Source organism: Pollutimonas rozaliensis (assembly GCF_048751585.1).
Classification (GTDB): domain Bacteria; phylum Pseudomonadota; class Gammaproteobacteria; order Burkholderiales; family Burkholderiaceae_B.
In genome coordinates, this window is the sequence record NZ_JAZHOB010000010.1 from 207,680 (window position 1) to 228,061 (window position 20,382).

General features: G+C 61.6%; 17 protein-coding genes. 16 read left to right on the top strand and 1 reads right to left on the bottom strand.

Annotation, left to right across the window (positions count from 1 at the left end):
* Positions 1-3: 3 nt before the first annotated feature.
* From V0R37_RS19185 to trmD, 15 genes are all read left to right on the top strand, one after another.
* A complete protein-coding gene (locus V0R37_RS19185) occupies positions 4-1,257 on the top strand; it encodes a D-amino acid dehydrogenase (protein ID WP_420376072.1) in 1,254 nt (417 codons plus the stop codon).
* 7 nt (positions 1,258-1,264) lie between these two features.
* Positions 1,265-2,584 (top strand): extracellular solute-binding protein, encoded by a 1,320-nt coding sequence (locus V0R37_RS19190; RefSeq protein ID WP_420376073.1) that lies wholly within the window; start codon positions 1,265-1,267, stop codon positions 2,582-2,584.
* Positions 2,585-3,022: 438 nt separating this feature from the next.
* On the top strand, positions 3,023-3,898 hold the full coding sequence (locus V0R37_RS19195; RefSeq protein WP_420376074.1) for a TrbG/VirB9 family P-type conjugative transfer protein: 876 nt from the start codon (positions 3,023-3,025) through the stop codon (positions 3,896-3,898).
* Positions 3,895-5,484, top strand: a complete 1,590-nt coding sequence (locus tag V0R37_RS19200) for a hypothetical protein (RefSeq protein ID WP_420376075.1) — start codon at positions 3,895-3,897, stop codon at positions 5,482-5,484. The genes V0R37_RS19195 and V0R37_RS19200 overlap by 4 nt, the downstream gene beginning before the upstream one ends.
* 8 nt (positions 5,485-5,492) lie before the next feature.
* Positions 5,493-6,800, top strand: a complete 1,308-nt coding sequence (locus V0R37_RS19205; RefSeq protein ID WP_420376076.1) for a hypothetical protein — start codon at positions 5,493-5,495, stop codon at positions 6,798-6,800.
* Positions 6,772-7,239: a hypothetical protein gene (locus V0R37_RS19210; protein ID WP_420376077.1), complete on the top strand. Its 468-nt coding sequence runs from the start codon at positions 6,772-6,774 to the stop codon at positions 7,237-7,239. Before V0R37_RS19205 ends, V0R37_RS19210 begins: the two co-directional genes overlap by 29 nt.
* On the top strand, positions 7,236-8,948 hold the full coding sequence (locus tag V0R37_RS19215; RefSeq protein ID WP_420376078.1) for a GspE/PulE family protein: 1,713 nt from the start codon (positions 7,236-7,238) through the stop codon (positions 8,946-8,948). Before V0R37_RS19210 ends, V0R37_RS19215 begins: the two co-directional genes overlap by 4 nt.
* A complete protein-coding gene (locus V0R37_RS19220; protein ID WP_420376079.1) occupies positions 8,945-10,078 on the top strand; it encodes a hypothetical protein in 1,134 nt (377 codons plus the stop codon). The genes V0R37_RS19215 and V0R37_RS19220 overlap by 4 nt, the downstream gene beginning before the upstream one ends.
* A gap of 28 nt (positions 10,079-10,106) precedes the next feature.
* Entirely contained in the window at positions 10,107-10,670 is a 564-nt protein-coding gene (locus V0R37_RS19225; protein WP_420376080.1) for a type 4 pilus major pilin, read from the top strand.
* A 6-nt stretch (positions 10,671-10,676) separates the two neighbouring features.
* The gene (locus V0R37_RS19230) at positions 10,677-11,705 is read left to right on the top strand and encodes a prepilin (RefSeq protein WP_420376081.1); all 1,029 of its coding nucleotides are present in this window, start codon (positions 10,677-10,679) and stop codon (positions 11,703-11,705) included.
* 142 nt (positions 11,706-11,847) lie between these two features.
* On the top strand, positions 11,848-14,469 hold the full coding sequence (gene alaS / locus V0R37_RS19235) for an alanine--tRNA ligase (protein WP_420376082.1): 2,622 nt from the start codon (positions 11,848-11,850) through the stop codon (positions 14,467-14,469).
* Between the two features lie 75 nt (positions 14,470-14,544).
* Entirely contained in the window at positions 14,545-14,796 is a 252-nt protein-coding gene (locus tag V0R37_RS19240; RefSeq protein WP_420376083.1) for a sulfurtransferase TusA family protein, read from the top strand.
* A 176-nt stretch (positions 14,797-14,972) separates the two neighbouring features.
* Positions 14,973-15,227 carry a 30S ribosomal protein S16 gene (gene rpsP, locus V0R37_RS19245; protein WP_420376084.1) on the top strand — a complete coding sequence of 85 codons (255 nt, stop codon included), beginning with the start codon at positions 14,973-14,975 and terminating at the stop codon, positions 15,225-15,227.
* 19 nt (positions 15,228-15,246) lie between these two features.
* Positions 15,247-15,867, top strand: coding sequence for a ribosome maturation factor RimM (gene rimM / locus V0R37_RS19250; protein ID WP_420376085.1), 621 nt, complete (start codon positions 15,247-15,249; stop codon positions 15,865-15,867).
* Between the two features lie 74 nt (positions 15,868-15,941).
* Positions 15,942-16,727: a tRNA (guanosine(37)-N1)-methyltransferase TrmD gene (gene trmD, locus V0R37_RS19255; protein WP_420376086.1), complete on the top strand. Its 786-nt coding sequence runs from the start codon at positions 15,942-15,944 to the stop codon at positions 16,725-16,727.
* Here the strand turns inward: trmD and V0R37_RS19260 are convergent.
* A complete protein-coding gene (locus tag V0R37_RS19260; protein ID WP_420376087.1) occupies positions 16,714-19,566 on the bottom strand; it encodes a valine--tRNA ligase in 2,853 nt (950 codons plus the stop codon). The genes trmD and V0R37_RS19260 overlap by 14 nt on opposite strands.
* A gap of 371 nt (positions 19,567-19,937) precedes the next feature.
* On the opposite strand from V0R37_RS19260, the gene ndk reads away from it, so the two are divergent.
* Positions 19,938-20,363 carry a nucleoside-diphosphate kinase gene (ndk, locus tag V0R37_RS19265; RefSeq protein WP_420376088.1) on the top strand — a complete coding sequence of 142 codons (426 nt, stop codon included), beginning with the start codon at positions 19,938-19,940 and terminating at the stop codon, positions 20,361-20,363.
* Positions 20,364-20,382: the final 19 nt, after the last annotated feature.

A 20,382-nucleotide genomic window follows, 5' to 3' on the forward strand; every position in this document is an offset into this window, starting at 1 on the left:
ACAATGAGGATAGCAGTACTGGGCAGCGGCGTGATCGGAACGTCGACGGCATGGTGGCTGAAGCAGGCTGGCCATGATGTGGTTGTCATCGATCGCGAAAGCGGCCCCGCCCAGGAAACCAGCCGCGCCAATGGCTGCCAGATTTCCGTGTCGTATTCCGAACCGTGGGCCAATCCGCAGGCCCCCCTCAAGCTTGCGCGCTGGCTGTTCAAGGACGATTCGCCCATTGTCTTCCGGCCCAGCTTCGATCTAAGGCAATGGTGGTGGGGATTGCAATTTCTGCGCGAATGCCTGCCCGGCAGGCTGGCGCCGAATATCCGCGCGATGGTGCGCATGTCGGAATACAGCCGCGGCACGCTGCAGGCGATGCGGCGCGAACTGGGCATCGAATACAACCACCTGGAACGCGGCATACTCAATTTTTATCGCAATCAGTCCGAGTTCGAGGATTCCCAGAGGATGGCGGGCGTGATGCGCGATTTCGGCGTGGACCGCCGTATTGTCACGACCGATGAAATCATTCAGCTGGAACCCGCATTGGCGCCGGTGCGCGACAGCATTGTGGGCGGCGACTACACGGCCGAGGACGAAACCGGCGACATCTATCTGTTCACCAAGGCGCTGGCCGAGAAAGCCGAGCGCGCGGGAGTGGAATTCCGGTTTTCCACTCAATTGAGCCGCCTGGTGTCGGTGGGGGGGCGGATAGAAGGGGCGGAAGTGATTCGGCCCGACGGCCTGTACGATACCGTGCGGGCCGACGCTTATGTGGCGGCGCTGGGCTCGTTTACGCCCTGGTTTGTGTCGCCACTGGGCGTACCGTGCAATGTGTATCCGGCCAAGGGCTATTCGGCAACATTCGATATCGTGGATCCGGCGGCCGCCCCGACGGTCAGCCTGACCGACAGCGCGCATAAGGTCGTCTACAGCCGCTTGGGCAATCAATTGCGCATGGCGGGGACGGCGGAGCTTTCAGGCTACTCGCGCGCGCTTAATACAATCCGTTGCGATAATATGACGCGGCTTGCGAAGGAGTTGTTCCCAAGCGCGCTTGATTTTGATAATGTGTGCTACTGGTCGGGCCTGCGCCCCACGACACCTTCAAACGTCCCGCTTATTGGCAGAACCAAGATTCAGAACCTGTATCTGAATACCGGTCACGGTACCTTGGGATGGACCATGGGGGTGGGGTCGGGGCGTGCGCTGGCGGACCTTATCTCGGGCCGCAAGCCCGAACCTGAATTTCCTTTCCTAGGTTAAATTTAATATGAAATTACACTGGCTTTACGGCGCCCTGTTTTCCGGGCGCAAGCTTGCGTGGGCAAGTGCGGGCGCAATGTTGCTGACATCGATGGCAGCGTCGGCCGCCACCGAGGTTCGAGTCTGGCATTCGCTCAGCCCGTACAACAAGGAAGTCTTCGAGAGCCTGGTCAAGGATTTCAACCGCGACCAGAAAGAGGTCACGGTCAAGCTTAAAGCTTTCGGTAGTGAAGAAGAAATAGAAGCGGCGCTGGACGCCGCCAAGAAGCGCGACGACAGGCCGCAATTGGTGCAATTGGACGATGACCGCGCACCCGACGAGGTAGCCGGCCGTTCGTATATCCAGCCCTTGCACGCCTTGCTGGCCAAGTACCCCATCAAGGACGCAAAGTGGTTCCTGTCGGAGCAGAATACATTTGCACGCGACAGCAAGGGCAGGCTGGTGGCATTCCCTTATATGGTGGACGTGCCTGTCATGTTCTACAACATCGATGCCTTCAAGAAGGCCGATCTCAAGCCGACGGTTCCTCAGCGGGCCTGGAATGGACTGCAGGATCAGTTGGTTACGCTGGCCAACAATGGATCGCGCAACTGTCCGTTGACGTCGGACCAGCCGGTGTCGATCAATCTGGAAAACCTGGCGGCGGTGAATAACCAGCTTTATGCCAGCAACGATAATGGCTTGAAGGCAAAGAGCAAGCCGGCGTTCAGCTTCGACTCCATGTACATACGGCATCTTTCGCTGATGATCAGCTGGGTCCGTTCCGAACTGATGGTGAAGCCGGAATTCGATTCGGTGGCCACCAAGCGTTTTGCGGGCCGCGAATGCGCGGTGCTTCTTTCGACGTCGGGCAATCTGGGTTATTTCAAGAATTCGAAGAAGCTGGATTTTGCGATAAGCGGGCTGCCTTATTATCCGCAGGTCACGCAAAAACCGGGCAATCCTTTCGTGGGCGGTTCGGCGTTGTGGGTGACGGCGGGGCAGTCCAAGGACAGCGATGCGGCCAGCGCGCAGTTTTTGGCCTGGCTTGCGCAGCCGAAGCGGGCGGCCGAGTGGTATCAAAACACGGGTTTCCTGCCTTTGACGGAGCAGGCGTTCGCACAGACGGATAACGGGTATTACAAGGATCTGGGCGATTGGAAGCAACTGGTGGCGGCCAATGCCAAGAATCCCGGCGCCAACAGCCGCGGTTTCAGGATCGATAATTATCCCCAGATTCGGGCGATGTTCCACGCTACGCTGGAGAAGGCCCTGAGCGGGAATCAGCCTGCGCCGACGGCATTGAACACGGCGGCGGTCGAGGCCGGGAAGCTGATGCGGAAGTAGCCGCTGCTTTAATTGTTTGGAAGGCGCCGTCTCTTTTTGGGGCGGCGTTTTTTTTGCCCTTGCGGTGGCTGTGGGAGGACTATGGATCCGTTGTGGTAACGGTCTCTATAAACACGGCTGCATACGGGTTTGATCGCCGGTGGTTGGCTTGATGGGTGGGTAAATACAGCCTGGATGTGTCTGTGTCTTTAACCGATTTTTTTTTAAGCAGATCATTGTTTTTTATTGGTTTTTTCGCGATCAATGGCGCGATAAAAAATTCTATCCGTATATCTCGGTCTGGCGGGCCTGGGCCGATCGCAAGCAAGATGAGCAGCAATGCCGATGTTGGGCGGGGATGACTTGTTTTGGGTGCGAACGATGGCCAGATTGATTGCTGCGTTTTTGTTGCTTGGTTTATTGCCGGCTTGCGCCGGCGTACATGATTGGCCCTCGTTTGTGCAAGCGATCCGGGCTGATAAGACCGGGGCGGTCCAGTACAACTTCGATTGGGAACTGTCGGGCCACAGGGCGGTGGCGCCCGTGCAGGTTTTCGATGATGGCCGCAAGACCTGGCTGCAATTTCCGCCGCAACAGCCCGTGCCGGCGATTTTCGCGGACAGCGCCCAGGGCGGCAGGCCGCTGGCGTATACCCGCGAAGGGCCGTATGTGGTGCTGCAAGGCGTATGGCCGGTCCTGATCTTGCGCGGCGGCCATCTTAAAAGCACGATACGGCGCCCAGAAAGGGTGAAGGCGGCGGCCGGACCGGAGCCGGGCGCCGATGCGCTGGCTGTTGTCCCAAGCGCCGCGCTTGCACCGGCCGTCTCGACTCTGCCAGTGAGTCCAGCGAATTCAGTGAGTCCAGCACGCCAGGCTGAAATACCAGCTTCGGTGCCGACTGCGACGCCAAATTCGGCCAAGGCTGAAAGAAAGGACCTTGCCGCGGGGCCTGCGGGTCGGGTTTTGGTCGAGGCGCCATCGCCGGCGCTGGCCACTGCGCTTACGGCGGCCAGTTTCGACCTGTCGGACGCTGTGCCGGCCGGCGGCTATCAGGTCAGCCCGCAAGACGTCACACTAAGATCGGCGCTGGTTCGATGGGCGCGGCAGGGGGGCTGGACATTCGAGCCGGAGCATTGGGCCATCGATGCGGATATACCCATCGTCGGCACGGCCAGTTTCGAAGCCGATTTCAAGCTGGCGGTGCGCGAACTCGTGGCCTCGACAGAGCTATCCGACCGGCCGGCGCAGCCATGCTTTTATTCCAATCAGGTATTGCGCATTGTGCCGTATGCGCAACCTTGCGACCGTACTGTCGGTGCAACGAGGCCGTCATGACGTGGATTCTTCGATGCGCCCTGGCTGCGGCTTTGTGCGGCTTGCTGTCCGGCTGCGCCCTAAGTGAACGCATGCGTCAGTTGGCGGGGTCGATAGGCGATGCGCAAGCCGCCATTCACGCCGGCCGCGAACACTTTTCGCGCTCCGTGGGAAGCGTCGAGGCGCGGCGCGAGGCTCAGGACGTTGCACGTCCCTGGCTGGCAGGCCGTTCACAACCTTTGGCGCGCGAGCTGACGCTGCCGATGGCGCTTCAGGCGAATGTCAATACGACCTTGATGTTTGCGCAAGGGGAAATGGATCTTCCCGCCTTGGCTCAGCGCATTACGGCGGCGACGAATATTCCGGTGCATGTCCGGCCCGATGCCTTGCTTGCGCTGGATCACTTCCTTCCCCGGCTGAGCGCCGCTGGGGCGGGGGCGGCGCTTGCCGCGCCGGCAACGGTAGCGCTGTCGGGAGGCCCCGAGCCGTTGGCCCGCATCCTGGACCGCATAGGCGCGCGTCTGGGTGTGGCCTGGCGTTATCACAATGAGCGCATCGAGTTCTATCGGACCGAAACCCGCGTGTTCAATGTTCGCGCGCTGACGCTTAATGCCAATGCGGAAGCGTCGTTGGGGCTGGGCGGCCGCAGCGAGTCGGAAGGCTTCGTCAGTACGTCGCGGACCAGCCTGAACAGTCCGGAGCATGATGTGTTCGCGGTGGTGCGCGCCCGCATAGAGCCTTTCCTGTCGCGCGCCGGCGTGCTGGTGGCGGAATCGGGTGCCAGCTCCTCCATCGTTGTGACCGACACTCCCGACGTCCTGAGCCGGATTGCACAGTACCTGGAGCAGGAAAACCGCGCACTGACGCGGCGCGTCCGCCTGGTGTTCGAAGAGCTTACCGTGGCCGTGCAAGACAGCGCCGAAGCGGGCCTGGATTGGAACCTGGTATTTTCCAGCGCAAAAGTGGCGGCAGCCATGAGCATGCCGGGCTCCGGCCTGGCCGAGGCGGGCGCGCTGGGCATAGGCTTGAACGAAGGGCCGTTCAAGAGTTCCGAGGCGGTCATCAAGGCCTTGAGCCGGGTCGGCAAGGTCGTGCGCCGCAGCAGCCTGCCAGTGCTGACGCTGAATCGCAGGCCGGTTACGCATGCGGTGCGCACAACCTTCTCCTATATCGACAAGGTTCAGACCACGGCGCTGGGTCAAAGCGCGGGCGTTGCATTGCCTTCGGTTTCGGTCAGCCAGCGCGAGGAAACGGTGGGGTCCTTGCTGACGCTGGTTCCCGATGCGCAGGACGATGGCCAGATACTGTTGTCGGTGGCTTATGACAACACGGTCGCCCAGCCGCTGAAATCCGTCATGTTTGGAAGCAAGGACAACCCCTTGCAACTGCAGCAGATCACCATAGACGGCAATGGGACGGTGCAGCAGGTGGTACTGCAGCCGGGCCAGCCTCTGATCATTTCCGGCTTCGATCGCACGCATGAAGAAACCGAAGGCCGACGCCTGAACCCGGGTATTCCGCTGGCGCTGGGCGGCAGCGACCGCGCTTCCAGCCAGCAATTGACCACGGTCATGGTGGTCACGGCTCAGCTCGAAGAAGGGTTCTAGGAGCTGCTATGACGGAACCTTTCATACTTTCCTTCCATTCCGCGACGCTGGTGTTCGGCCTGGATTGGTTTCCCCTGATCGGCGCCCGGGCGGAACGCCTGGGCATGCGCATTGCCAAGCGCCACCGGTCCACGCATTGTGTCCTGGCCGGCGAGGGGGCCGGGTCGGTCGGTTTACTGGCCCTGAAATCCGGGCGGCCGCAGAAAAAGAATCTGTATTCGGCCGCGCAGAATGTGGCCGTGCTTTTTGCCACGGGCACCATCGTATTGTTGATGGAGCTGGACGGCGCCGGATACTGGCTGGTGGCCATACACGAAGGGGCCGTGGTGGCGCGCACCGACCGTTTCTATCCCTCTCGCGAAGCGGCGGACGACGTGCTGGCCGAATTGCGCCTGGCCTACCCGCAATTGCTTGTCCTGGGTACGCCCCACGCGCCCGGCATCCCGACCATGGCAGCTATCGAGGCTGCCTGCTCCGCGTCTACGCAACTGCGCCGGATCTCCGGCTGGAGGCCTTTTCTTCCATGGCCGGTGCAGTGCTTTGTTCTTGTTCTTGTGCTCGCGTTGCTGTTGCCCGCCGCATGGCGGGTTCTGCTTCCGGATCGCGCCGAGGCAGGCGCTCATCTGAGGAAGGATCCCACGCAGGCCTGGCGGGACGCTATAGCCCATTCCGCTCAGGGGCGCTACGTTCATGGCGCGCGCGGCTCGCGCATGCTGCTCGAAACTTTCTACGCCTTGCCGGTCAATATACGCGGATGGCGGTTGCGCCAGGCAGAGTGTGTGCCGCAAGCGGTTCAGTGGCAATGCCAGGCCCGCTACGAAAGGCAGGAACCGGACGCGAGCAATAGAAGCTTCCTGGAAAAAATCCGGCCCGAATGGAAGGTCGAATTCACCTCCCTTGATCATGCCTCGGCGATCTGGAGGACCGCTTCGGGCGGTGTGCCGCTGGCCCACCAGCGCCTGGCGGACAGCAAGGCGAACGAGCGTCACTTCTTCAGCGCCTTGCAAGGGTTGCGGGCCGGCTTTGCGGATGTGCAAGTCGGTAAAACACGTCCCCTGCCGATACCGGTGCCGATGGACGAGCAGGGCAGGCCGATCCCGCGCCCCGCGCAGTTGCTCGCGTATTCCTCCCGATCCGTGCAGCTAAGCGGCCCATTGCGATCGGCTGGCCTGCTGTTGCCCCATATGTCCTTCATCGCCTGGAACAAGGCCGCGCTGACCTTGCGTGACATCAATGCGCCCAGCGCCAGAGACAGCGGCCTGACCCTGACACTACAAGGAGTCCTATATGAAAACGAAAGCCCCGCCACGTCTTGAGTCCGCCATTCTGGCGGGCGCCCTGTGGCTGGCGCCGTGCATGGCTCATGGCCTAGCGGCGGCCGAGAGCGACTCCTTGCAGATGTCGGTGCGCGAACTGATGCGCCTGGATGCGGATTTGGCTCTGAAGCACCTGAAGAACCGCATCCGCAAAGAGAACCTGGGAAAGGAAGCCGTCGAGGCCGGCGCGGGGCTGGCAAATAGCGGTGCGCCGAGGCTGGTGGCGATATACGGCGTAGGCCCGAACCTGCTTGCCGAAGTCATGATAGGCCTGCGGCCCTATATTTATCTGCGCGGCAAGGCGCTGGCGGTTGGCGCAAAAGCGGGACCGTCCGAGTACCTGCTGCGCGGTATTTCCGGGACCTGCGTACACCTGGAACGCCAGCAGGAAGCTCATACCTTGTGCCTGCATCCTGGCTTATGGACGGCAAGGCAATGAGGCCATTCTTGTCCTGGCGGCGATCGCCGCTACGGCTGCATGCGCGGGAGCCTCACCCGCGTTTCGACGCCGCCGCCGCGGTCGTCATTTCGCATGCCGATCAACTGGCAGGAATGGTGCCTGGCTTCTCCTGTTCATTGAGCGCACAGTTCGATGCCGAAGGCCTGGCGGGACGCCTGAGTCCGGTCCTGCTTGAAGACCAGACGGTGGCGCTGTTTGCCCTGGCCGAGCATGTGGGCGGCGATCAGGCCGACGAACTGGCCCGCCGCATTGTGCAGCAAGGCTACCGGCTGGCCGACCCCGCCCGCTATGTGTTGGCGGCGCCTTTGCTGCTGGCCATCGCTCGCGGCCAGATCACCGCGCAATCTCTGGCCAGCGCGCCTGCGACCCGGCTGGCGCAATCAAAAACCGCATTAGCCGATGCTTTCCAGGATTTGCTGGAGTGGGGCGTGCGGCACGAAGCCAGCGATATCCATCTGAATGTGCGGCTGCGTGAAGCCGAATCCGAAGTGAAATATACGATTTCGGGGCGCTACCTGACGCCCGAGCGCTTTCGCCGCATGCCTACTAGCACCCTGGTGGACATGCTGTCGGTCGCCTGGATGGACATACGCGGCGGCAATGGGGCGGTGTTCGACCCGTCGATCGAGCAGCAAGGAGCGATGGTCCGGCAGATTGATGGAAAGACCGTCATGCTGCGCTGGTCCTCGCTTGCGGCGGACGCGGGTCCCAGCATCTGCTTGCGCCTGCTGCTGCGCGATCCCGCATCGCGCCTGCCGACGCTGGATGCCTTGGGCTATCTGCCCGATCAAATCGAGCAGATCGACCGTGCGATGCTGTCCGAAAGCGGTGCTGTCGTATTCGCCGGCGCGGTCGGATCGGGCAAATCCACCACCATCGCCGCGCTGATTGCGCGACTCCCGTCGCATCGCAAGGTCGTGACCATAGAGGATCCGGTCGAGTACCTGATTCCGGCCGCCATCCAGAATACCGTTGTCCGCAATCTTGATATCACCGCCCATGATAGCTACGCCGCCAAGCTCAGGGCGCTCAAGCGATCCGCCATGAGCGACGTCCTGCTGGGGGAAATCCGGGATGCGGAAACCGGCAGGGCTTTCATGGACCTGGCGGGGTCCGGCATCAATGTCTACACCACGGTTCACGCGCCATCGGCCGCGTTGATTCCGCAACGGCTTGCTTCCGACTTCATCGGCGTGTCCCGCGATTTCCTGGCAACGCCGGGCATGCTGAAGCTATTGGTGTTTCAGGCGCTGCTGCCTGTCCTTTGCGGGCAGTGCGCGCTACCCGTTGAGCATTTGCTTGATGCGAAGCTGCGCCTGGATAGCACAGACCATCGCACAGGCGATCAATGGAGCGGATGGCTGGAATCCCTGCGGCAGCTGTACCCCGGCGGCGCCGAAAAGTGGCGCATACGCAATCCGCAAGGCTGTCCAGCCTGCATGAAGGCGGGCTTGCCCCAGATGAATGGATATGCGGGGCGCACGGTGGTCGCCGAAATCATCGAACCCGGGATCGCGCACGAAGCCACTTGCTCGGCTCAGGATTGCGCCATGCGCAAGGCCGGGGATGGTGCGATCGATCCGCGCGATGTCGAAGCGCGCTTCCAGGCGTTTGAAACACTGCGCTTGCAGCGCCATGCCCATGCCGGGCGAGGCGGCCAGAATCCCAGGCTGCGGGTGGTGCCATGATGTTCCTGCTGCGCCATTTTTCCGGCGGACGGCCGCTGAGATCCTTGCTGGCCATGTCCGACGGCTGGCGTTTCAGGGCGGCGCGCGCCGACTATTACGATTATCTTTCCGTTCTGTTGCAAGGCATGCAGGGCGGCAGGACGCTGAAAGAGATTTTTGAATCCGACGCGCGCCGCTATGGTAGCGGGTCCGTGCGCGGGCGCCTGTCGCAGCGCTGGCTGCACGCCTATCAGGCGGCGGGCGGTGATCTGTATGCCGCCTGGGCAGGCAGTTTTCCCCAGACCGAGCTCAGTCTGATACGGGCCGCCCAGGCGCTGGGCAATGCGGCGCTGGTCAGGACGCTGGGAGAATTGTCCGCTGTATTGCACCTGTTGCGGCAGACACGAAGCATTCTGGGATCCACCTTATGGGCCGCCGCTTTGGCCGTGGCGGCGGTCTTTGCCATGCTGCTGGCTGTTCCGGGGTTCACGGTACCCCGCTTGCTACATACCTTTTCTTCGGTTCCCGTGGAATACCATGGCCGCCTTACCTCCAGCCTGCTGCGCTGGTCGGAGCTCATTCAAGCGCATTGGGTATTTGTCGCCGTGCTGGCGGCGGGAAGCGGCGGGCTAATGCTGTGGTCCTTGTCCAATGCGTCCGGGCGGTTCAGGCGGAGGCTGGATCGCTACTCGGTGTGGCGCATCTATCGCTATGTACAGGCCTTGCGCCTGTTAAGCCTGCTGTCCATATTGCTGGGCCGCGGCGAAGCCGGCGCGGTCCAGCTGAAGACGGCGCTTTTCCTGTTGAAGGGCGGCGCCTCGGTCTGGCAGGAGGCGCAGGTCGACGGCATGCTGGCCCGCATCGATACTGGCATGGCGGGAGCCGAAACGTTCAACACGGGTTTGCTCGATCGCGAGCAGTTCTGGTTCTTGAGCGACATGATCATGGCGCGCGGCCTGCACGCCGGCCTGGCGCTCGCGGCCGACCGCTTGCGGGTTCATGTGCTGCAAGCGGTGGCGCGGCAGGCCCTGGTCTTGCGCTGGTGCCTGCTGCTGGCAAGCCTGCTCTGTCTTCTGGGCCTGAGCGCGTGGCATTACGCCGTCATCGACGAACTGCGCCGCTCGTTAATGCTTTTTCACGCAAGCCAATAAGGGCCGGCGTATTTCTCAAGGAGCTGACATGCCGACAGGTATCAACCACGCGCAGAAGGGGTTTTCGCTTATCGAGGTGTCCATCGTCACCGCGATCGTATTGCTGCTGGCCATTATCGGCGTCCCAGCCATAGGCGGCTACGTGGTCGAGAACAAGGTGCCCAAGGTGGGCGAAGAGCTGGCGCGCTTCATTTTGCAGACCAAGATCAATGCGCCCAATGGATCGGGGACGCCTTATGCCGGCATCCATACCTCCAACTTCGCCAACCTGGTGCGCGACTCCAGCGTATTTTCGGTGTCGGGCACCGAGTCATCCGTGAAGGTGTTGCACGGACTGGGAACCGATGGGCAGGTCAGCGTGGCCGAAGAGAACGCGGGATCGGCATTTTCCATTACCTTGTCCAAGGTTCACGATGCGGCATGCCCCTCGATCGCCTCCGTCATGCAGCGGGTGTCCGAGACCATTACAGTTGCGGCCGAAGGCCAGACGGCGGCGACCGTCAAGGACGGCAGCATCCATTACAGCGCGCTGGCGGCGGAATCCAGATGCGCCAAGGGCAATGTGAATACCTTCGTTTTTACCGCAAGCTGACGGTTCATGGGTACGCACGCGCAACAGGGCTTTGCCCTGCTCGAACTTATCGTCGCCGCGTTGCTGACGACCTTGGTGGCGGTATGGGGGGCCAATACGCTGGTCAACGCAATGAACGACGCCAGAGCACAGGATGGCGCGGTCTGGATGCTGTCCCTAAGAAATTCGGCGCAAGGCTATCTGGAGCGCTATGCAAACCTTTTGGCCCATGCCGAGCATCCGCAAGCCCTGGGCAGCCAGAGCTATGCCGATTGGGCCGCGCCCAGCCTGGCGGAACTCAAGGCCGACGCGCTGCTCTCGCCCGGCTTTCCCGAGCGGGCCGCGATGGGTGGCGCCACGCTGCGCATTGTGCGTGACGGCCTTTGCCCTGGCCCGGACTGCCGCATCCAGGCCTTGGTGCACAGCAATGCTCCGTTCGTTTATGGGGGCACGGACCGGATCGATGCGCAAAGCGTGGCGCGCTTCCTGATGGCCGCCCGGGGCATGGGCGGATGGGTAATGCCCGCGCAGCCCCTGCTTGTGCGCGGACCGGCATTTGCGTTCCCCAACCCTCCCTGGCCGGGTCCCGCGCTGCCACCCGGGACCGTGGCCATGGCGGTTACCAGCGAACAACTGGACAACGCGCATTTTCTTCGTGTAGGCGATGTGCGCGATCCGGATTTCCAGGGACCGGCCAGCATCCGGGGCGATCTCGTCGCCCGCTCTGACCTGCTCATAGGGCGCTACTTGCACCTTGAAACGCAAGAAGAGCGGTTTGCGCCCTGCGGGCGGGACGGCGCGGTGGCGCGGGAGGCCGATCAGGGCGGTTTGCTGATCTGTCGCGAAGGAAACTGGCGCACAGCCAGCCGGGGCGGCGCCGGCGGCTTTTCCACCAACCATCTGCGGGGCTGCTACAACAGCAAGGGCACTTCCACCGCCAACCCCATCACAGGCGCCTGCTCCTGCCCCGTGGGCGCGGCCATGGTGCAGATATCGGACAGCGGGCCGCAAGAATTTCCCGAAGGGCGCACGGTGGGCTATCTATGCCTGGATTAAGGTGCAGGCGCCCGGGCGGGCTTCTGTGCCGGCATGCAACAGCCCGGCACGGGACGGGGGGAGGGCGGCGGCGCAGCTTGGCGCTTTCATCAAAACTCCCTCTATAATCATTGGTTACCCAATAAATTAGTGTTTTTCTGCAATGAAAACCTCCGAGATACGTCAAAAGTTCCTGTCTTTCTTTGAATCGAAAGGCCATCAGGTCGTGCCTTCGTCCTCCCTGGTTCCCGGCAACGACCCCACCTTGCTGTTCACCAACTCCGGCATGGTGCAGTTCAAGGACGTATTCACGGGCAAGGAAAACAGGCCTTACAAGCGCGCCACGTCGTCGCAGCGCTGCGTAAGGGCCGGGGGCAAGCACAACGATCTGGAAAATGTCGGCTATACGGCCCGGCACCACACGTTTTTCGAGATGCTGGGCAATTTCAGCTTTGGCGACTACTTCAAGCGCGAGGCGATTCATAATGCCTGGGAACTGCTGACCACGGTCTACAAGCTGCCCGCCGAAAAACTCTGGGTCACGGTCTATCACGAGGACGACGAAGCCTACGATGTCTGGGCCAAGGAAATCGGCGTTCCCGCCGAGCGCATCGTGCGCATCGGCGACAACAAGGGCGCGCGCTACGCGTCGGATAATTTCTGGCAAATGGCCGACACCGGCCCTTGCGGACCCTGTTCCGAAATCTTCTACGATCACGGTCCGGAAATCTGGGGAGGCCCTCCGGGCTCGCCCGAGGAAGACGGCGACCGCTACATCGAGATCTGGAACCTGGTGTTCATGCAATTCGAGCGCGACGCCGAAGGAAACATGCCCTTGCTGCCCAAGCCTTGCGTGGATACCGGCATGGGCCTGGAGCGCATCGCCGCCGTACTGCAGCATGTGCATTCCAATTACGAAATCGATCTTTTCCAGTCGCTGATCAAGGCCGCCGCGCGCGAAACGGGCGTGCAGGATCTGGCCAACAATTCGCTGAAGGTCATTGCCGACCATATTCGCGCCTGCAGCTTCCTGATCGTCGATGGCGTCATTCCCAGCAATGAAGGGCGCGGCTATGTGCTGCGCCGCATCGTGCGCCGCGCCTTGCGGCATGGCCACAAGCTGGGCCAGTCGGGCGTTTTCTTCTATCGCCTGGTGGGCGACCTGGTGGCTGAAATGGGCCAGGCCTACTCCGAGCTGGCGTCTCAGCAAGCTCGGGTGGAACAGGTATTGCGCCAGGAAGAAGAACGTTTCAGGGAAACGCTGGAACACGGCATGAAGATCCTGGATTCGGCCCTGGCGGCCGTGCCGGAAAATGGCGTGCTCGATGGGCAGACACTGTTCACGCTTTACGATACCTACGGCTTTCCGGTCGACCTTACCGCCGACATCTGCCGCGAACGCCATGTCCAGGTCGACCTGGATGGCTTTGAAGTGGCCATGGGCCATCAGCGCGAACAGGCGCGCGCTGCCGGCAAGTTCAAGGCCGTGGAAGGGCTGTCCTATAGCGGCGTCGAAACCCGCTTCGAGGGCTACGATCGCCTCGAGGGCCAGGGAAAAATCACCGCGCTGTATGTCGACGGCACCTCGGTGCCATCGATAGCGGCGGGGCAGCAGGCCATCGTCGTTCTGGACGCCACGCCTTTCTATGCGGAGTCGGGCGGCCAGGTGGGCGACGCCGGCTTTCTGGGTTCCGGCGCCGCGCAGTTCCAGGTTGCCGATACGCAAAAAATCCAGAGCGGCGTATTCGGCCATCACGGCCAATTGCTTGAAGGCGCCCTGGCAGTGGGCGATACGGTACAGGCGCAAGTGGATGTGTCCCGCCGCGCGCGTACTGTGCGCAACCATTCCGCCACCCATCTTATGCACAAGGCTTTGCGCCAGGTATTGGGCGGCCATGTGCAGCAGCGCGGTTCCCTGGTGGATCCCGACAAGACACGTTTCGATTTTGCGCACGACGCGCCCATGACCGACAAACAGATTGCCGAGGTCGAGCGCATCGTCAATGCCGAAGTGCTGGCCAACCATGCCACGCAGGCGCAGGTCATGGCCTATGACGAAGCCGTGAAGGGCGGAGCCATGGCTCTGTTCGGCGAAAAATACGGCGATACGGTGCGTGTGCTGGATATCGGCTTTTCGCGCGAGCTGTGCGGCGGAACGCACGTTGCGCGCACCGGCGATATCGGCTTGTTCAAGATCACGTCCGAGGGCGGCGTCGCCGCGGGCGTACGCCGCGTCGAGGCCATCACCGGCGAGAACGCGGTGGCCTGGGCGCAACAGACCAACGCCACGCTGGCCCGCGCCGCCGGCTTGCTGAAGGCCCAGCCCGCCGAGCTGGTCGAGCGCATTGCGCTCATGCAGGGGCAAATGAAAAACCTGGAACGCGACCTGGATCAGCTCAAGAGCAAGCTGGCCGCGTCGGCCGGCAACGATCTGGCCGGCAAGGCGGTCGCGCTCGATGGCAATGCCAAGCTGCTGGTGGCCAACGTCAGCGGGACCGATCCCAAGGCTTTGCGCGGCATGGTGGATCAGTTGAAAGACAAGTTGAAGTCCGCCGTGGTGCTGTTGGCGACGGTTGCCGACGACAAGATCAGCCTGGTGGCCGGCGTGACCGCCGATCTGGCCGGCAAGGTCAAGGCGGGCGATCTGGTCGGCATGGTGGCCTCGCAAGTCGGCGGCAAGGGCGGCGGCCGACCCGACATGGCGATGGGCGGCGGCAGCGATGTTTCGGCTTTGGCCGGCGCGACGGCCAGCGTCGAAGCCTGGGTGCGCGAGCGGCTGGCATGAGCCATCCGAAAGCGCTACGATGACAGGGTTTGCGGCGGACGGTTTTCCGTATACCGTCCGCGCATGGAATGGATCATGACCGATACCCGCAGTGCGCCTCCCGATGCCGACATGGAAGTGGATGCTTCCGGCTTGAAATGCCCCTTGCCCATCTTGCGCGCCAAGAAAGCCCTGGCGCAGCTTGAAAGCGGACAGGTACTGAAAGTTATCACCACCGATACCCATGCGCTGCGCGATTTTCAGGCGTTTGCCAAGCAGACCGGCAACACGCTTGAAGCGCAACTGGAGACCGGAGAATCGGCGCTGCATTTTTTACGCAGGCGCTGAAGCGGCGGTGTCGGGACTGCGGCTCGAAGGCTTATTGATCTTGATTGCCTTGCGGCCTTTCCGCCGCTGTTGCTTTTACATTGGTATTTAAGCGATTCATAGCGATTCGGTTTGCGAAGACAAGCCGAAAAGTGCTAGAATCTTTTGTTTTTCACAACATTTTCAAAGGATTAACAATGGTTGTGATTCGTCTAGCCCGTGGTGGCTCGAAGAAGCGTCCGTTTTACAACGTTGTAGCCGCCGACTCGCGCAATCGCCGCGATGGCCGCTTTATTGAGCGCGTGGGCTTTTACAACCCCGTTGCCAACGAAGGCCAGGAAAACCTGCGTCTTGCCCTGGATCGCGTTCAGTACTGGACCGACAACGGCGCGCAACTGTCGCCCGCGGTAACTCGTCTGGTTAAAGAATTCTCTGCAAAAGCGGCTGCTTGATAGCTTCCGATATTTTCAGGTGAATACGCCAGTTACTTTGCAAGCCGAAGCTCCTGCGGATCTGGTAGAGCTTGGGCGCATCGTATCGGCTTACGGTGTGCGCGGCTGGGTCAAGATTCAGCCTCATTCCTCGGACAGCCAGGTATTGCTTGCGGCAAAAACCTGGTGGCTGAAAGCACCCGTAACGCCTGGCAGCACGGCGGCTGCAAAGCCGGCATTTCAGGCCGGCGTCAAAAATAGCCGGCCGCAAGGCTCAACCGTGGTGGCTGAATTGGACTGCGTCCCGGATCGGGATAGCGCCGAGGCCATGAAAGGGCATACCGTATGGGTGCCCCGCGCCCAGTTCCCCGCCGCGGATGACGACGAATATTATTGGGTCGACCTGATCGGCTGCCGCCTGTTCGGCGAAGGCGATGGCGGGGCCGCGCTTATCGGCACGGTACTGGAAGTCGTCGACAACGGCGCCCATGCCGTTTTGCGCGTGGGTCGGATGGTGCAGGACGAACACGGCAACGACGCCCCCATGCTGAGCGACAAGGGAAGGCAGCTTGAAGTGCTGATTCCTTTTGTCGGCGCCCATGTGCATACCGTCGATATCGCCAATAAACGCCTGGACAGCAATTGGCCGGTTGAATTCTAGCCGGGGCAGGCTTGCCCGCGGCGCATCGCCGTATTGCGCGTTCTCCGGCGCAGACTATAAGGGCGGCACACGCCATGCGTTTCGATGTGATTTCGCTGTTTCCCGACATGTTCTCTGTCGTGCGCGACATGGGCGTGACCGGGCGCGCCCATAAACAGGACCGCTGGTCGCTTGCCGTGTGGAATCCCCGCGATTTCACGCATGACGTCCATCGCACGGTGGACGACCGCCCCTACGGAGGCGGACCCGGCATGGTGATGATGGCCGAACCGCTGGAGCAGGCCGTGAATGCGGCAAAGGCGGCGGCGCAGGCCGCGGCCGCCCTGGCCGGCCGAAATGCGGATCGCGATATTCCGGTGGTGCTCATGAGTCCCACCGGCAGGCGTTTCGACCAGGCTTGCGCCCAGGAGTTCGCGCATGGCGATGGGGCAATACTGATATGCGGGCGCTACGAAGGCGTCGATCAGCGCTTCATCGATCGTTGCGTCACTCATGAGGTCTCCATGGGTGATTTCGTGCTTTCCGGCGGCGAGATCGCCGCACTGGCGATTATCGACAGCGCCGTGCGCCTGCTGCCCGGTGTGCTGAACGATGCCGAATCGGCTTTGCAGGATTCCTTCAATACCGCGCTGACCGGCCTGCTGGACAGTCCGCATTACACGCGGCCTGAAGAGTATTGCGGGTTATCGGTTCCCGACACCTTGATGTCCGGCCATCACGAAAATATCGCGGCGTGGCGGCGGCGTCAGTCGCTGGCCCTGACCGCCGCCCGCCGGCCCGACCTTATCGAATCGGCCCGCCAGGCGGGCCTGCTGTCCAAGGCCGATGAAAAGTTCCTGAAGGAACTCAAGCCAGCTTAGCCAGCTGTTCCCGCACCTTGGCCAGCGTCTCGCCGAACTGCGCCATCCTGGCTTTTTCCTGTTCGACAACCGCCGCGGGCGCGCGCTCCACAAAGCTTGCGTTGGACAGCTTGCCCTGGGCTTTTGCCATCTCCATTTCCAGGCGTTGCACTTCCTTGCCCAGGCGCAGGCGCTCGGCGTCGACGTCGATCTCGACGCGCAGCATAAGCTGTGTCTGGCCGACGATCTGGACCGGCGCGCCCACATCGGGCAGCGTGTCGACGATGTCGACTCCTTCAAGCTTGGCCAGGGCCGTCAAGTACATGGCATTGGCCGCGAGCACGCCGGAATTTCCCTGGGCCACCAGGGGAACTCTTTGGGCCGGCGACAGGTTCATTTCGCCCCGTAGCGCGCGCACGGCTTCAATCTGGGCTTTCAGTTCGGCGACCTGGGCTTCGGCCTGCTCATCGATGGCTTGTGTGTTGGCCACGGGGTAGGGCTGGACGCACAGGCTGGTTTCCTGGCCCGCCGCGCGCTTGCCCGCCACCACGGCGACTTTTTGCCAAAGCTCTTCGGTGATGTAGGGAATGACGGGGTGCGCCAGGCGCAGCACCGTTTCCAGTACGCGGATCAGTGTGCGGCGCGTGCCCAACTGCTGGCCCGGCGTGCCGCTTTGGATCTGCACCTTGGCCAGCTCGACATACCAGTCGCAGTATTCATCCCATACAAAATGATAGATGGCGTTGGCGATATTATCGAAGCGGTAGTCGGCAAAGCCGCGTTCCACCTCGATTTCCAGGCGTTGCAGCTGGCTGACTATCCAGCGGTCCGCAAACGACAGTTCCGATTCGCCGGCCTGGAGGCCCAGTGCATGTCCTTCGGTATTCATCAGCACGAAACGGCTGGCGTTCCAGAGCTTGTTGCAGAAGTTGCGATAGCCTTCGCAGCGTTTCAGGTCGAAGTTGATGTTGCGCCCCAGTGTGGCGTAGGCCGCCATCGTGAAGCGCAGCGCATCGGTGCCGTAGGCCGGAAAGCCGTTGGGGTAGTCTTTGGCGGTCTTCTTGCGGATGCTGGCGGCCTGCTTGGGGTTCATCAGCCCGCTGCTGCGTTTTTCAAGCAGGTCCTCCAGCGCGATGCCGTCGATCAAATCCACCGGGTCTATGGTGTTCCCCTTGGACTTGCTCATTTTCTTGCCGTCCATGTCGCAGACCAGGCCATGCACGTAGACCGTCTGGAAGGGAACCTTGCCGGTCATGTGCATGCTCATCATGACCATGCGCGCAACCCAGAAAAAGATGATGTCGAAGCCCGTGACCAGCACGCTGGAAGGCAGGTAGCGCGCCAGGTCGGGCGTTTCGTCCGGCCAGCCCAGGTCGGTGAACGGCACCAGGGCGGAAGAGAACCAGGTGTCCAGCACATCGTGGTCGCGCGTCAGCGGGCCTGTAACGCCCGCGGCGTCGGCTTTGCGCCGGGCTTCGTCTTCGTTGCGCGCAACGAAGATTTGCCCGTCTTCGGAATACCAGGCGGGAATCTGGTGGCCCCACCACAATTGGCGCGAGATGCACCAGTCCTGGATTTTTTCCAGCCATTGGTTATAGGTCGTTGTCCAGTTTTCCGGGTAGAACTTGATGCGGCCGTCGGCCACCACCTCGAGCGCCACGTCGGTGATGCTTTTACCGGGGTGCAAGGTGTCGGCGGGCGCGGGTTTGCTCATGGCGACGAACCACTGGTCGGTCAGCATGGGCTCGATGACGGTGTTCGTGCGGTCGCCGCGCGGCACCATCAGCTTGTGCGGCTTGACGCTTTGCAATGCGCCTTGTGTTTCCAGGTCCGCCACGATCCGCTTGCGCGCCTCAAAGCGGTCCAGGCCCTGGTAGGCGGCCGGCGCCTCGTCGCCGATCTTGGCGTCCAGGGTCAATACGCTGATCATGTCCAGGCCGTGACGCTGGCCCACTGCATAGTCGTTGAAGTCATGCGCGGGCGTGACCTTGACCACGCCGGTGCCGAATTCCCGATCGACGTAGTCGTCGGCAATGACCGGAATCTGGCGGCCGACCAGCGGCAGGGTGGCCATGGCGCCGATCAGGTGGGCATAGCGCTCGTCCTCCGGGTGCACCATCACGGCCACGTCGCCCAGCATGGTTTCAGGGCGGGTGGTGGCCACCACCAGATGGTCGATGCCGCCAACCGGCGTGCTCAGCGGGTAGCGTATTTCCCACATGAAACCGTCTTCTTCCTCGCTGACGACTTCCAGGTCGGAGACGGCGGTGCCCAGCACCGGATCCCAGTTGACCAGGCGCTTGCCGCGATAGATCAGTCCCTGCTCGTGCAGGCGTACGAAAGTCTCGACCACGCCGCGCGAAAGGTTGTCGTCCATGGTGAAGTATTCGCGTTCCCAATCACAGGACGAACCCAGGCGGCGGAACTGCTCGGTAATGGCATTGCCCGACTTTTGCTTCCATTCCCAGACTTTTTCCACGAACTTTTCCCGGCCCAGGTCGTGGCGCGACACGTTTTGCGCGTCCAGCTGGCGTTCCACCACAATCTGCGTTGCAATGCCGGCATGGTCGGTGCCGGGTATGAACACGGTGTCGTCGCCGCGCATGCGGTGGTAGCGCACCAGGCCGTCCATGACGGTCTGGTTGAAAGCGTGCCCCATATGCAGCGTGCCGGTCACATTGGGCGGGGGAAACTGGATGGCGAAAGGCCGGCTTTCGCCCTTGTTGGCCGGTTCGACATGACGGCCGCCCTTGAAATAGCCGCGGCGCTCCCACTCCGAATACCAGCGCGATTCGATTTCTTGCGGTTCAAAGCTTTTCGAGAGTTGTTCGGGGTCGTTCAATGCGGGATTTGTTGTCATGGTGTAAAAAGTAAATGCGGACAGCCGCGTAGCGGCGAAAGTCTGACTATATATGAAACGTGCAAGGCTTGCGTGGTCCCGCCTCGGGCAGCGATTTGCCCCGCGGGCGGCCGCCATCGGCGGGGCGCGAACATCGTCATTTTATGATGGAGCTGCCTGTCATTGGCGTGTTAAAATGCCCGGTTAACATAAACTTTGCCAAAGTTGTTGTTTTTATTGACGGTTTTTGTTTTTGCAAAGCTTCCGGTTTTGATTTACGAAGCCGTTTTCGCAAACTACCGGTTTGTCTTTTTCTGTTGCGCATGCCAGGCCCACGGGCTGCCCGGCGCCACCGAAAGGTCGAACCGTCATATATATTCTTTGGATTCTACATGGCTATTGAACGCACTCTTTCCATTATCAAGCCCGATGCCGTCGCCAAGAACGTGATCGGCCAGATCGTTGCCCGCTTCGAGAAAGCGAACCTCAAGGTGATCGCCGCCAGCCTGAAGCAGCTCTCGCGCGCCGACGCCGAGCGCTTCTATGCTGTTCACAAAGAGCGTCCCTTCTTCAAGGACCTGGTCGATTTCATGATTTCGGGTCCTGTGTTCGTGCAGGTCCTGGAAGGCGAGAACGCCATTCAAACCAATCGCGACCTGATGGGCGCCACCGATCCCAAGAAAGCTGAACCCGGCACCATCCGCGCCGATTTCGCCGACAGCATCGACGCCAACGCCGTGCACGGCTCCGATGCCGCTGAAACCGCTGCCGTGGAAATCGCTTTCTTCTTCCCTGAAAGCAACATCCACAGCCGCTAATCTTTTGCAAGCCTGCGAT